12 protein-coding genes are annotated in these 12,853 nt (G+C 64.9%); 6 read left to right on the top strand and 6 right to left on the bottom strand.

Features of this window, described 5'->3' with window-relative positions; all coding sequences use genetic code 11:
- Position 1: 1 nt before the first annotated feature.
- Positions 2-1,111, bottom strand: coding sequence for an extensin family protein (locus tag ABIB95_RS33425; protein WP_354245780.1), 1,110 nt, complete (start codon positions 1,109-1,111; stop codon positions 2-4).
- A gap of 64 nt (positions 1,112-1,175) precedes the next feature.
- Here ABIB95_RS33425 and ABIB95_RS33420 point away from each other — a divergent pair, with 64 nt between their 5' ends.
- Together ABIB95_RS33420 and ABIB95_RS33415 are read left to right on the top strand one after the other, a co-directional pair.
- Entirely contained in the window at positions 1,176-2,804 is a 1,629-nt protein-coding gene (locus ABIB95_RS33420; protein WP_063984935.1) for a fatty-acid--CoA ligase, read from the top strand.
- A gap of 290 nt (positions 2,805-3,094) precedes the next feature.
- The gene (locus ABIB95_RS33415; RefSeq protein ID WP_354245778.1) at positions 3,095-3,949 is read left to right on the top strand and encodes a DUF1499 domain-containing protein; all 855 of its coding nucleotides are present in this window, start codon (positions 3,095-3,097) and stop codon (positions 3,947-3,949) included.
- Positions 3,950-4,002: 53 nt separating this feature from the next.
- On the opposite strand, the gene ABIB95_RS33410 is transcribed toward ABIB95_RS33415, so the two are convergent.
- The 4 genes from ABIB95_RS33410 to ABIB95_RS33395 all read right to left on the bottom strand — a co-directional run bounded on the left by ABIB95_RS33410 (position 4,003) and on the right by ABIB95_RS33395 (position 9,468).
- Positions 4,003-4,926: an MBL fold metallo-hydrolase gene (locus ABIB95_RS33410; RefSeq protein ID WP_354245775.1), complete on the bottom strand. Its 924-nt coding sequence runs from the start codon at positions 4,924-4,926 to the stop codon at positions 4,003-4,005.
- A gap of 191 nt (positions 4,927-5,117) precedes the next feature.
- Positions 5,118-6,332, bottom strand: coding sequence for an acyl-CoA dehydrogenase (locus ABIB95_RS33405; protein WP_028148218.1), 1,215 nt, complete (start codon positions 6,330-6,332; stop codon positions 5,118-5,120).
- A 138-nt stretch (positions 6,333-6,470) separates the two neighbouring features.
- Positions 6,471-7,547, bottom strand: coding sequence for a 3,4-dihydroxy-2-butanone-4-phosphate synthase (gene ribB / locus ABIB95_RS33400; protein WP_028148219.1), 1,077 nt, complete (start codon positions 7,545-7,547; stop codon positions 6,471-6,473).
- 190 nt (positions 7,548-7,737) lie between these two features.
- Positions 7,738-9,468 (bottom strand): cation:proton antiporter domain-containing protein, encoded by a 1,731-nt coding sequence (locus ABIB95_RS33395; protein WP_085401300.1) that lies wholly within the window; start codon positions 9,466-9,468, stop codon positions 7,738-7,740.
- A gap of 67 nt (positions 9,469-9,535) precedes the next feature.
- On the opposite strand from ABIB95_RS33395, the gene ABIB95_RS33390 reads away from it, so the two are divergent.
- Both ABIB95_RS33390 and ABIB95_RS33385 read left to right on the top strand, forming a co-directional pair.
- Positions 9,536-10,063, top strand: a complete 528-nt coding sequence (locus tag ABIB95_RS33390) for a DUF3124 domain-containing protein (RefSeq protein ID WP_354245770.1) — start codon at positions 9,536-9,538, stop codon at positions 10,061-10,063.
- A 54-nt stretch (positions 10,064-10,117) separates the two neighbouring features.
- Positions 10,118-11,350, top strand: a complete 1,233-nt coding sequence (locus ABIB95_RS33385) for an aminotransferase-like domain-containing protein (protein ID WP_354245767.1) — start codon at positions 10,118-10,120, stop codon at positions 11,348-11,350.
- A gap of 8 nt (positions 11,351-11,358) precedes the next feature.
- On the opposite strand, the gene ABIB95_RS33380 is transcribed toward ABIB95_RS33385, so the two are convergent.
- Complete coding sequence (locus ABIB95_RS33380; protein WP_014497240.1) at positions 11,359-11,631, bottom strand: helix-turn-helix domain-containing protein; 273 nt, start codon at positions 11,629-11,631, stop codon at positions 11,359-11,361.
- Between the two features lie 156 nt (positions 11,632-11,787).
- On the opposite strand from ABIB95_RS33380, the gene ABIB95_RS33375 reads away from it, so the two are divergent.
- Positions 11,788-12,240, top strand: a complete 453-nt coding sequence (locus ABIB95_RS33375) for a hypothetical protein (protein ID WP_085401302.1) — start codon at positions 11,788-11,790, stop codon at positions 12,238-12,240.
- A 153-nt stretch (positions 12,241-12,393) separates the two neighbouring features.
- A complete protein-coding gene (locus ABIB95_RS33370; protein ID WP_071917652.1) occupies positions 12,394-12,615 on the top strand; it encodes a hypothetical protein in 222 nt (73 codons plus the stop codon).
- The last annotated feature ends 238 nt before the right edge of the window (positions 12,616-12,853 follow it).

Here is a 12,853-nt window from a genome sequence, read left to right as displayed (position 1 = left end):
TTTACCGGCGCTTTTTTGTTGCCGGCTTGTGCGGCTCGGCTTTGCTGCCATTGGCGGCCGACTTGTCCGCGGGCGCAGGGGATTTCTTCGCCGCCTCGTCATCAGCTCCATCCTTAGCTTCATCCTTGGCTCCATCCTTGCCCTCAGGCCTGGCCGCGACCTCGCGCGGCGGCGCCTCCTCGGGCCGTCCCGCCGGCAGCAACGGGGCGACCTGCGGCAGGGGATCCCAGACGTTCCACTGACAAATCCGGTAGTCGTTGCGCCGCTGCGCCAGGTCGAGATGGATGTGGTCCTCGTGATACCAGTCCGAGCCCGGACCGAGCACGGTGGAAAAGCGCGCGCAGACTGAATGCAGCACGCGCTCGCGCACATCGCGCGGCATGCCGCGGTCGGTCAGGCCGATCGACCGCCCGTTGGCGAGCTTGATGGCGCGGACGTCGAGCGCGTTGGCCTTGCCGTGCTCGGACAGCATCGCGCCGGCGATGCGGTTACGGCCTCGGCATTCGAAGCTGTCGAAATTGTCGAGGTCGCTGATGGTCGAGCCGAGGCTCGCCGCCAGCGGCACCATGTCCTTGCGCACCCAATCGGCGATCGCGGAGGCCATGGTGCAGCGGAGGATCGCCGCCGGCTTGACCGCCACCTTGCGCTTGTCCGGCAGCACGATCGCCTCCAGCCGCACCAGATCCTCGCCGCCGCAGGCGCCGGGGCCGCGAATATCGGGAATGGACGGCGCGACGGCGATCTCCTCGGTCAAGGCGAGCCGGCAGACCGAGAGCTGCTTCTCGGGCGGCGGCGCGGCCTCGACGGGCTTGGTCGCGCTCGGCTTGTCTGCGGAAGGCTTCCCCTCTGCCTCCGGCGCGGCCTCGTCCGTTGCTTGGGGGGCCTCCTCCGGACGGGGCTTTGGTAGCGGTATCCTGGCGGAGTGCACCTTCGCGCGCGGCCGTGGTGTACCAAGACCGAAGATATCCAGCGGCGTAGCATATTTTCGCGCTTCTGCCCGCTCCGCCAGCACAAGCGACAGCCCGAGCGCAGCGGTAACCATTGCCGCGCCTGCGGACATATAGCCGCGACAAGACCATTTGCGGCGAAAGTCCGGCAGGCTAAAACTCATGACAATTCTTTGGCCCAGCGCTGAGAGCTATAAAAAGTCCAGCCCACCTCGGAGGAATGTCTGAATGCTTGGTTTGATGCAAGATTGGCCCCTGCTCTGCCACCGGATCATCGAACACGCCGCCAAGATTCATGGCAAGCAGGAGGTCGTTACGCGATCGGTCGAGGGACCGATCCATCGCACCACCTACGGTGAAATCCACAAGCGGGCGCTCAAGGTCTCGCAGGTGCTGGAGCGAGACGGCATCAAGCTCGGCGACCGTGTCGCAACGATCGCCTGGAACACCTGGCGCCATCTCGAGGTCTGGTACGGCATCATGGGGATCGGCGCCATCTGCCATACCGTCAATCCCCGCCTTTTCCCCGAGCAGATCGCCTGGATCATCAACCATGCGCAGGACCGCATCGTGATGACCGACCTCACCTTCGTTCCGGTCCTGGAGAAGATCGCCGACAAGCTGCCAAGCGTGGAACGCTACGTCGTGCTCACCGACAAGGCGCATTTGCCTGAGACCACGCTGAAGAATGTGGTCGCCTACGAGGACTGGATCGCGGAGGCCGACGGCAAATTCGAATGGAAGGACTTTGACGAGAACACGGCCGCCGCGATGTGCTACACATCCGGCACCACGGGCGATCCGAAGGGTGTTCTGTATTCGCATCGCTCCAACGTGCTGCACGCGCTGATGGCGAACAATGTCGATGCGCTCGGCACCAGCGCGTCCGAGACAATGCTGCCGGTGGTGCCGCTGTTCCATGCCAATAGCTGGGGCATCGCCTTCTCGGCCCCCTCGCAAGGCACCAAGCTGGTCATGCCCGGCGCCAAGCTCGACGGCGCCTCCGTCTACGAGCTGCTCTCGACCGAGAAGGTGACGCACACGGCGGGCGTGCCCACGGTGTGGCTGATGCTGCTGCAGCACATGGCCGCCAACAATCTGAAGCTGCCGGCTTTGAAGATGGTGATCTGCGGCGGCTCGGCGATGCCGCGCTCGATGATCAAGGCCTTTCTCGACATGGGCTCGAACGTGCGCCACGCCTGGGGCATGACCGAGATGAGCCCGATCGGCAGCGTCGCGGCGCTGAAGCCGCCGTTCCAGAATGCGACCGGCGAGGCGCGGCTCGACGTGCTGCAGATGCAGGGCTATGCGCCCTTTGCGGTGGAGATGAAGATCACCGACGACGCCGGCAAGGAGCTGCCCTGGGACGGCAAGACCTTCGGCCGTCTCAAGGTCTCCGGCCCCGCCGTTGCCAAGGCCTATTACCGCGTCGACAGCAACATCCTCGACGAGGAAGGCTTCTTCGACACCGGTGACGTCGCGACCATCGACGAGGCCGGCTACATGCGGATCACCGACCGTTCCAAGGACGTGATCAAGTCCGGCGGCGAATGGATCTCCTCGATCGACCTCGAAAACCTCGCGGTCGGCCATCCCGCCGTGGCGGAGGCCGCCGTGATCGGCATCTATCATCCCAAATGGGACGAGCGGCCGCTGCTGATCGTGCAGCTCAAGCAGGGCCAGCAGGCCAGCCGCGAGGACATCCTGAAGTTCATGGACGGCAAGATCGCCAAATGGTGGATGCCTGATGACGTCGCCTTCGTCGAAGGCATTCCGCACACCGCGACCGGCAAGATCCTGAAGACCGCACTACGCGACCAGTTCAAGGATTACCGTTTCCCGAACGCGGCGGCGTAGGCGTCCTGCCACCCTCCCCTGGAGGGCGTGAGCGCTCGACGCATTGAAGCCTCCACAACGTCATGGCCGGGCTTGTCCCGGCCATCCACGCCTTGCCCCGCGGCACGGAGAACGTGGATGCCCGGGCATAGGCGAGCGGAAGCGACGCCGTCCTTCGGACGGCTATGCCCGGGCATGACGGTCGGGGCGCATGCGGAACCCTTGAATTTGCCCCCGGGCCGTGGTCTCAACGGCCCATCGTCGCGCCAAATCGGCCGACATCGCCCAAAACCCCGGCAGAGCTTCACCCGATGGCCCGCAGGTTTTCCGCTCCCTATCAGTCGGAGCCCGTGTCCAGCCTCGCGAGCTGGGCGCGTAATCTGGCCGTGTTCGCGGTGGTGGCGGTGGTGGTCTCGATCATCATCGTCCGCTTCGACTTCCTGGAGATGAAACCGGCGCTGATGACGTTCTTCGGCGGGCTCGCGATCGCCGGCCTCTCGATCCTGTTTGGGCTCGCGGGCTTTGCCGCGATCTGGCAGAACGGCTCGCGCGGCATGGGGCGCATCCTGCTCGCCTTCCTCATCAACGGCGCGATCCTCGCTTATCCCGCTTATCTCGCCCTGCAGTACCGCAAGCTGCCCCCGATCTACGACATCACCACCAACCCGATCGACCCGCCGCGCTTCGACGCGCTCGCGCACCTGCGCACCGGCGATGGCACCAACACCGCGGTCTATGCCGGCCTCTATTCGGCCGAGCAGCAGCGCCAGTTCTACCCGGACATCGAGCCGATCGAGCTCGAGATCCCGGTCGATCGGGCCTACGCGATCGCGCGCCAGCTCGTCATCAAGCGCAAATGGCTCGTCATCGACGAGCGCGAGCCGCAGCCGCCGCGCCGTGTCGGCCGCATCGAGGCGGTGGCACGGACGCCGATCATGGGGTTCCGCGAGGACATCTCGATCCGGGTCGTGCCCGATGGTGACGATTCCCGCGTCGATATCCGCTCGGCGTCGCGCTATTTCGACAGTGATCTCGGCAGCAACGCCGCGCGCGTCAAAAAATTCATCGACGATCTCAACACCGCCGCCGACGCCGACGCGCTGAAACCGGTGAAGAAGACGCCGGTCGCGCCGCCGAAGGCACCGGCGAAGACGGTGAAGAAGTAGCCCCGCTGTCATTCCAGGACGATGCGCAGCATCCGGCCCGGAATGACGAGAAGCTAGGCCCCCGCCATTCGATACGTTCCACCGATCACGGGATCGCCGTCCGTCGTCACCACGCCGCGCGCGACCAGATCTTCCAGATGCGCCAGGACCGAATAGCCGGCGGCCGTCGTCAGCCTGGGATCGATGCCGATATAGATCGCGCGCACCATGGTCGGGATATCGGCCTCGCCCTTGGCTAGGCGATGCAGGATCGAGGCTTCACGCGCCTTGCGGTGGCGGATCAGGAAGCGCACGAAGCGCTGGCCGTCCGGGATCTCCGGGCCGTGGCCGGAGAAATACAGATGCTCCTCGCGCGCGGCGAGGCGGTCGAGCGACTCCATGTAGTCGATCATCGAGCCATCGGGCGGCGCCACGATCGAGGTCGACCAGCCCATCACGTGATCGCCGACGAAGTTGAATTTCCGTTCGGGCCAGGCGAAAGCGAGATGATTGGCGGTGTGGCCGGGCGTCGCCACGGCCTCCAGACGCCAGCCGGCACCCTCGACGACGTCGCCATGGGCGATCCTGATATCGGGCGCGAAATCGCGGTCGGCGCCGGACTCCGGATTGTGCTTCTCGCTCTCGAAGCGCGGGCGAGAGGCACGGTGCGGGCCCTCGGCATAGACGGGCGCGCCGGTCGCCTGCTTGATCCGTGCCGTGTTCGGCGAATGGTCGCGATGGGTGTGGGTGACGAAGATATGGCTCACCGTCTCACCGCGCACGGCAGCGAGCAGCGCCACCGCATGCGCCTCGTCGTCCGGGCCGGGATCGATGATCGCGACGTTGCCTTGGCCTACGATGTAGCTGACCGTGCCGGTGAAGGTGAACGGGCTCGGATTGTTACAGAGCACGCGCCGCACGCCGGGACGGACTTCCTCGACGACACCGGCTTTGAGCGGAAAGTTGCGGTTGAACGGGATGTCGTCGTTGTCGGACATGGGACTTCCTGTGCACTGCAGCCCCAACCCTCGCCGTCATCCCCCGCGAAAGCGGGGTATCCAGTACGCCGCGGCGCCTGAGGCGAAGGCGAGGTCTCTGGGATACTGGATCGCCCGCCCCCAGTGCGCAATTGCGCACAAGGCGGGCGATGACAGCGGAGCAAACTAGCCGCGGCCGAAGAACGCTGCGACTAGAAAAACGCCTGGATGCCCGTGATCGCACGTCCCAGGATCAGGGCGTGGACGTCGTGAGTCCCCTCGTAGGTGTTGACGGTCTCGAGGTTATGGACGTGGCGCATCACGTGGTACTCGGCGGAGATGCCGTTGCCGCCGTGCATGTCGCGCGCGACGCGGGCGATATCGAGGGCCTTGCCGCAATTGTTGCGCTTCATGATCGAGATCATCTCGGGGGCAAACTTGCCCTCGTCCATCAGACGGCCGACGCGAAGCGAACCCTGGAGGCCCAGCGCGATCTCGGTTTCCATGTCCGCCAGCTTCTTCTGCACGAGCTGGGTCGCGGCGAGCGGCTTGCCGAACTGCTTGCGATCGAGCGTGTACTGGCGGGCGCGATGCATGCAGTCCTCGGCGGCGCCGAGCGCACCCCAGGAGATGCCGTAGCGGGCGCGGTTGAGGCAGCCGAACGGGCCCTTGAGGCCGGACACGTTGGGCAGCAGCGCGTCCTCGGGAACCACGACGCCGTCCATCACGACCTCACCGGTGATCGAGGCGCGCAGCGACAGCTTGCCGCCGATCTTCGGCGCGGAGAGGCCCTTCATGCCCTTTTCCAGCACGAAGCCGCGGATCTGGTTGTCGTGCTCGGCCGACTTGGCCCAGACCACGAACACGTCGGCGATCGGCGCGTTCGAGATCCACATCTTGCTGCCGGTCAGGCGATAGCCATCCGAGACCTTCTCGGCGCGGGTCTTCATGCCGGCCGGATCGGAGCCGGCGTCGGGCTCGGTGAGACCGAAGCAGCCGACCCATTCGCCGCTGGCGAGCTTCGGCAGGTACTTCTTGCGCTGGTTCTCGTCGCCATAGGCGTAGATCGGGTACATCACCAGCGAGGACTGCACCGAGTTCATCGAGCGATAGCCGGAATCGACCCGCTCGATCTCGCGCGCGACGAGGCCGTAGGCGACGTAGCTCGCATTGGCACAGCCATATTCCTCAGGCAGCGTAATGCCGATCAGGCCGAGCTCGCCCATCTCGTTGAAGATCTCGCGGTCGGTCTTCTCCTCGAGATACGCCTTGGTGACGCGCGGCAGCAGCTTGTCCTGAGCATAGGCGCGCGCGGTGTCGCGCACCATCCGCTCGTCTTCGGTGAGCTGCTCGTCGAGCAGGAACGGATCGTCCCATTGGAAAGAAGCCGCAGCCGGCTTGTCCTTGGTCTGAGGGCGCACGCTCATGAAACGTCCTTTCGTCTGGTTCCGTCAAAATTTGCCCGACAAAGTAAAGCGCCGCGGCAACAAGTGCAATTGCGTTGCAGATGGATGGCTCTGCGTGGACCCCGGGGATGCGCAGCGCGCGCCCCCGGAATGACAGCGCTAGCTTTCAAGCTGCTCGTTGGCGACAATCTCGATGCCGAAGCCTGACAGGCCCTTGTAGTCGTGCACCGACGAGGTGAGGTGGCGGATCGAGGTGACGCCGAGATCGCGCAGGATCTGCGCGCCGACACCGACCTCGCGCCACTGGCGGTTGCGGTCCGCCTCGCTCGCGCTCTCATCGGGCAGCGGGGCAACGGGGACACCGGCGGCTCCGTCACGCAGGTAAACCAAGACGCCACGGCCGGACTTCTTGAAGTGCTCGAGCACTGCCGCCATGCGCTTATGGCCGGTGAAGATGTCCTTGACGATGTTGGGCTTGTGGAAGCGCGTCAGCACGTTCTTGCCGTCGCCGACGCCGTTATAGACGAACGCGACGTGGGCGATGGAATCGAACGGCGAGCGGTAGGCATAGCCCTGAAGCGGCCCGATCGGGCTGTCGGTGACGAAGGTCGAGACCCGCTCGATCAGCTTCTCGCGCACCTGGCGGTAGGCGATCATGTCGGCGATGGTGACATGCTTGAGCTTGTGCTGGGCCGCAAAGCGGGCGACCTGCTCGCCCTTCATCACGCTGCCGTCGTCGTTCATGAGTTCGCTGATGACGCCGACCGGCGGCAGGCCGGAGAGCTTGCACAGGTCGACCGCGGCCTCGGTATGGCCGGAGCGCAAGAGCACGCCGCCGTCCTTGGCAATCAGCGGGAAGATGTGGCCCGGGCGGGCAAAATCGTTGGCGCCGACATTGGGATTGGACAGCGCGCGGCAGCACGAGGCGCGCTCTTCGGCCGAGATGCCGGTGCCGCCGTCGGGCTTGTAGTCGATCGAGACCGTGAATGCGGTGGTGTGCGCGGAATCGTTGTGGGCCACCATCGGATCGAGCCGGAGGCGGCGCGCGTCCTCGGTGGTCACCGGCGCGCAGACGATGCCGGAGGTATGGCGGATGATGAACGCCATCTTCTCGGCGGTACAGAGCGAGGCGGCGACGATCAGATCGCCCTCGCCCTCGCGGTCCTCGTCGTCGGTGACGACCACGAGCTCACCCCGGGCAAAGGCCTGCAAGACTTCCTGAACGTTATCGGGCATTTCCCAATCTCTATCGGTTATGGCCGGGAGGCTTCGCCGGACGCCTTAGCCGGACTTGGCCCCAAGCGCTAGTGTCCTGGACGCAACCGCATATGCCTGATGGCGGGCCGGCCCGCGGGTCTAAGGCTTGCACCGAAGATACCAGGGATATAGGCGCACACGGCCCGGACGGAAAGCGGCCGCGCCGCCTTCAGGGCAGCACTTCGCGCCGCTCGCCGAGCCGGACATCGAGCTCGGCCCGCTTGTCGGCCAGCAGGCCAGCCTGGGCGGCTTCGATCACGGTAAACAGCTCATGAGCGTCGCTGAGCCGGGTCACCGTGACGTAGCTGGCGCCGGCCGCGTAGAGCTCGCTCACATCCGACAAAAGATCGGCCGTGGCCACGATCATGGCGGTCGGGTTGAGGGTACGGACGTGGCGGACCAGCTTCTCGTTGCTGGCGCCCTTGAGAAGGGCGTCCGGCACGCTGAGGATGATCATCTCGGACTTGCCGACGCCGGCATGGAGCAGCGTGTCGGCGCTGCTGATGTCACCATAGATCACGTGCAGGCCGCGCGACAGCAGCGTCTTGTACACATTGGGATTGAAGTCGATCACGGTGATCTGCTCGAGCAGCACCGGCGCCTGCCGTTCGATCTCGGCCAGCAGCGCGCTCGCCGCACGGAAAAAGCCGAGGATGACGATGCGGCGGGCCTCGCCGTGGCCGCCCTCGTGCCCCTCCTCGGCGTGGCCGTTGCCATGGTCGAGGTCGCGCAGGCCGATCCGCTTCAGGGGGCCGATCGCCCAGCGGGTGATCTCGTCGCTGCGGGTCATCACGAAGGTCGAGAGCACCGCCAGCACCACGAAGGCAAAGGAGGCCGCGTTCGCCGTTTCGGCCGCAATGTGATGGTCGGCGACGCCGGTCTGGATCACCACCAGCGAGAACTCGGAGATCTGCGCGAGGTTAAGGGCCGGCAGCAGGCTGGCGCGCAGGCCCTGCTTCATCAGGTAGAGCGGGGCGAAGGTGGTGACGAGGCGGCTCACCACCGTGAACGCCGCGATCATCAAGGCAAGCCCGATCACGGAGAGGCCCGGCACGGGAATGGTCATGCCGAGCGCGACAAAGAACAGCGTGATGAAGAAGTCGCGGAGCGTGGTGACCTTGGCGGTGACGTCGAGGGCGTAAGGGAAGGTCGAGAGCGAAACGCCGGCGATCAGCGCACCCATCTCGCGCGAGAGTGAGAGCCGCTCCGCGGTCTCGGCGACGAGGAAGCACCAGGCGAGCGCGCCAAGCAGGATCAGCTCGGGGCGGCGGGCAATCTGATGGAATAGGCGCGGCAGCACGTAGCGGCTGACCAGCAGCGCGGCGGCGACCAGCACCGCGACGCGGCCGATCGACAGCAGGATGACGCTGACCTCGAGATTGGCGAGGCTCGGCTGCACCGCCAGGAACAGGATGGCGAAGATGTCCTGGAGCACCAGCACACCGAGCGTGATGCGGCCGGGCAGCGTGTCGAGCTCGCGCTTCTCGTAGAGCACCTTGACGATGATCACAGTGCTCGACAGTGCGCAGGCGACGCAGAGATAGACCGCATCGAAATGCCCACCGCCGAGCGACAGGCCGATGCCGACGAAGAACAGCACCCCGAGCAGGCAGCCGCCGATGAGCTGGCCGCCCGCCGCGAACAGGATCACCTTTCCCGCCCGCACGATCTTCTTCAGGTCGATCTCGAGCCCGATCATGAACAGCATGAAGATCAGGCCGAGCTCGGAGATGACACTGATCGATTCCTGCGATTTGACCCAGCCGGCACCGAATGGACCTATGCAGAAGCCGGCGATAAGGTAGGCCAGGATCAGCGGCTGCCGGGAGAAATGGGCGAGCAGGCCCAGCATCCAGGCAAACAGAATACAGAGAGTGATGTCGCGAATGAGTTCGTGCATACCAAATTGGTCCGTTTTGCCGCACCCTAGGGCCAGGTTGCGGCGCGGCAAGCGAGCAATTCGTCACATGCGAGCAGGGCTTTTCGCAGGAATGCTGCTATGTCCCCTCGCCTCTGCCGCGCCCGCAGCCGCGCAATCCAAGGTCAATATCGAACAAAACTTTGCCGATTCGCTCACCACACTGCCGAAGGAGGAACTCGCTGTCTCCGGTGGGTTCTATGTGCCCGCCTATTCCAGCGTCGCGATGAGCCAGGGCAAACTACGTGTCGACTTCTCGGTGACGCTGAGCGTTCACAACGCCTCCGAGACCCAGCCACTGGTGGTCAAACGCATCGCCTATTTCGACACCGCAGGCAAGCAGGTCGAGACCTACCTGAAGGGTCAGGTGGCGCTGAAGCCTCTGGCCACCGTCTCCATCTTCATTCCGACCGACGATGTGCGCGGGGGGACCGGGGCCAATTTCCTTGTCGACTGGGCCGCAACAGGCGAGATCGCCGAGCCCGTGGTCGAGGCCTTGATGGTTGGCGGCGTCGCCAATGCGCATTACGCTTTCATCAGCCAAGGCCGTCCAACGAGGACGGCCGGCAAGAAGTAAGGCACGCCGGCGCAAGGCCGGTCGCTCAACAAGAACAAAACGAGGAACGCTCCCATGACGTCCAGCTTCGATTTCGCGCCCCTGTTTCCCGCAGGGCTGCCGGCCCCTTCCGCGCGCTGGACGGGCCTCGCCAAGTACAGTTTTGTCGGTGGCAACAACGACTCCGAGCAGTTGCCGCTCGACGGCCTGATCGAGGCGACCAATTCCGCCCTGCAAAAGGAAGGCCGCTCGCTCGCGACCTACGGCCTGGCGCACGGGCCGCAGGGCTATTTGCCCTTGCGCGAATTCCTGGTGACAAAACTGAAGCGCGACGCCGGCATCAACTGCACCGTCGACGACCTCCTGATCGTCTCCGGCTCGCTCCAGGCGCTCGACCTCGTCAACGCAACGCTGCTGACACGCGGCGATACCGTGATCTTCGAGCAGGACAGCTATCAGGGCTCGTTGACCCGCCTGGCGCGGCTCGGGGTCAACGTCGTCGGCATCCCCCTCGACAAGGACGGCATGCGTATGGATGTGCTGGCCTCGACGCTGGCCGATTTGAAAAGCCGCGGCATCCGGCCGAAATACATCTACACCATCCCGACCGTGCAGAACCCGACCGGCAGCATCATGCCGGAGAGCCGCCGCACCGAACTGGTGCGGCTCGCGGCCGAATATGGCGTGCCCATCTTCGAGGACGATTGCTACGCCGATCTCGTCTGGTCGGGGCAGCGGCCACCGGCGATCCACGCGATGAGCCCGAACGGCGGCGTGATCCATATCGGCTCGTTCTCGAAATCGATCGCACCGGCGCTGCGCGTCGGCTTCATCGTCGCGCCCTGGGATGTGATGTCGCGGATGCTGGCGCTGAAGACGGATGCAGGCTCCGGCGCGCTGGAGCAGATGGTGCTGGCCGCCTATTGCAAGCCGCATTTCTCGACCCACGTGCCCGCGTTGACGAAGGCGCTGCGCACCAAGCTCGATACGCTGATGGAGGCGCTGAACGAGCAATTCGGGACGGCGGCCGAGTTCGAGGAGCCCAAGGGCGGCATCTTCCTGTGGGTGAAGCTGCCCGACCAGGTCGATACGCTAAAACTCTATCAGGCCGCGCTCGCCGCCGGCGTGTCGATCAATCCGGGGCCGGAATGGTCGACCAACAAGCCCCATTCCCGCTCGCGGCTCAGGCTGTGCTTTGCGAGCCCCTCGCATCAGCAGATCCGTGAGGGCGTCGCCGTGCTGGCCGAGGTGTGCCGCAAGGAGTTCGGCGTGCCGGCCCGCAGCGCCAACGTGGAGAAGCGGGCCTAAGGCTCGCTCTAGGCCACCTGAGGCTGGCTGCCGTGGATCGCGGAAGCCAGCCGCAGCAGCAGGACGATCGAGACGTTGCCCTTGCCGGCCTCGATCTGGGCGATGTAGCGCTCGGAAATCCCGGAGCGGCGGGCCAGCTCCCGGCGTGACAGTTCGCAGCGCGCGCGCGAGGACCTCAAGCGCTCGCCCAGTTCGGCCAGGAACGCGGTCTCGGAATAAGGCGGCACGGCACAGCTCCCCGGCAGTACTTCGCCCGCGAAATCCACGACTTGATTCAGCATCGCTCTCACCAACTTCGCCTTCGGGAGCGCCATCCTACCCTTGATACGACCGGCCTCATTGACGCGGATCAAATTCGCGCGCGATTGCCAGCTCGCGTGGACGATCGCGCGCGGGATGCTACACTTGGACTTGTTCGAGGCGGGGTTTTTCAGGACATGACGCGTTGTCTAGGCTGCTGGATCGCGGCGGCGATGCTGTGGATTGCGTTCACGCCAGCGGCCGGCGCCGAGACGCTTGCGGCGACGGTCGAGCAATGGGGCCTGCTGGGCTCGTGGGCAGTCGATTGCGCGGCCCGGCCGGACCGCGACAAGGGCTCGCTTTTGACTTACGAGATCAGGAAGGACGGCCGGGTGATGTACCGGCGCGATTTCGGCGAGGCCAGGGACGAGAACGAAGTGGTGTCCGCCACGGTCGAAGCCGAGGGCCTGCTCAATGTGATGGTTTACTTCCCCTCGCTGCACCAGGCGCGTGAATTCGGGCTGCTGCTGGCGAAGGATGGCAGCCTGCGCGCGATCTACAATCGCAGCGAGCGCGGTGTGTACACGATCAGGGACGGCAAATACGTCGCGACAGGCGCGCCGACACCTTCACAGCAACGCTGCGATTGAGCATCACGTTTGAGCATGATCGCTCGGAAAACCGCTTCGCACTTTTCCGAATCGTGCTCTGTCTGAACATCCATTCAGAATTCTCTTCCAGTTCCTCCGGAACGTTCGCACACATGCGCCGTTCTCATGTGCATTGCATTGGAGGAGGACATCTTGAAGAAGCTTGGTTATGTGGTTGCGGCTCTCGGCGCGCTCGCGATCGTTGCACCGACGATGGCGAATGCCGAAACGGTGGTGATCAAGAACGGCTACCATCATGGCTACGGCGCCCGCGCCGAAATGCGCGAGCATCGCGACCACGGCTGGCATCGCGGCTGGCACCATCACGACCGGGTCGTCGTGGTCAAGCGCGGTCACCGTCACCATTGGGATTGATGCGTAACGCATTATGGAAATGGCCCCTCGCGGGGCCATTTCTTTGCGTTCTTTCTTCCTTCCCCCCTTGTGGGAGAAGGTGGCGCGAAGCGCCGGATGAGGGGTTGCTTCAGCGCATTCAATGAGAATTGGACTCGCGGATGGAGACCCCTTGTAAGTCGAAGCGCCGCAGGTCTGCTATTGTAGACGTTGCGGTGACGGACGGGAGCCCGCAAACCCCCAGGTCGTTGCAGGCCGT

Origin of the sequence: Bradyrhizobium sp. LA2.1 (assembly GCF_040547725.1) — a bacterium.
Lineage (GTDB): Bacteria > Pseudomonadota > Alphaproteobacteria > Rhizobiales > Xanthobacteraceae > Bradyrhizobium > Bradyrhizobium barranii.
The sequence above is the reverse complement of the archived record's forward strand: the minus strand, read 5'-3'. Positions and strand labels throughout refer to the sequence as shown.

Coding starts and splice junctions, on each gene's coding strand:
- ABIB95_RS33425 (WP_354245780.1), bottom strand. CDS start 1,111: ATGAGTTTTAGCCTGCCGGACTTTCGCCGCAAATGGTCTTGTCGCGGC.
- ABIB95_RS33420 (WP_063984935.1), top strand. CDS start 1,176: ATGCTTGGTTTGATGCAAGATTGGCCCCTGCTCTGCCACCGGATCATC.
- ABIB95_RS33415 (WP_354245778.1), top strand. CDS start 3,095: ATGGCCCGCAGGTTTTCCGCTCCCTATCAGTCGGAGCCCGTGTCCAGC.
- ABIB95_RS33410 (WP_354245775.1), bottom strand. CDS start 4,926: ATGTCCGACAACGACGACATCCCGTTCAACCGCAACTTTCCGCTCAAA.
- ABIB95_RS33405 (WP_028148218.1), bottom strand. CDS start 6,332: ATGAGCGTGCGCCCTCAGACCAAGGACAAGCCGGCTGCGGCTTCTTTC.
- ribB (WP_028148219.1), bottom strand. CDS start 7,547: ATGCCCGATAACGTTCAGGAAGTCTTGCAGGCCTTTGCCCGGGGTGAG.
- ABIB95_RS33395 (WP_085401300.1), bottom strand. CDS start 9,468: ATGCACGAACTCATTCGCGACATCACTCTCTGTATTCTGTTTGCCTGG.
- ABIB95_RS33390 (WP_354245770.1), top strand. CDS start 9,536: ATGCGAGCAGGGCTTTTCGCAGGAATGCTGCTATGTCCCCTCGCCTCT.
- ABIB95_RS33385 (WP_354245767.1), top strand. CDS start 10,118: ATGACGTCCAGCTTCGATTTCGCGCCCCTGTTTCCCGCAGGGCTGCCG.
- ABIB95_RS33380 (WP_014497240.1), bottom strand. CDS start 11,631: ATGCTGAATCAAGTCGTGGATTTCGCGGGCGAAGTACTGCCGGGGAGC.
- ABIB95_RS33375 (WP_085401302.1), top strand. CDS start 11,788: ATGACGCGTTGTCTAGGCTGCTGGATCGCGGCGGCGATGCTGTGGATT.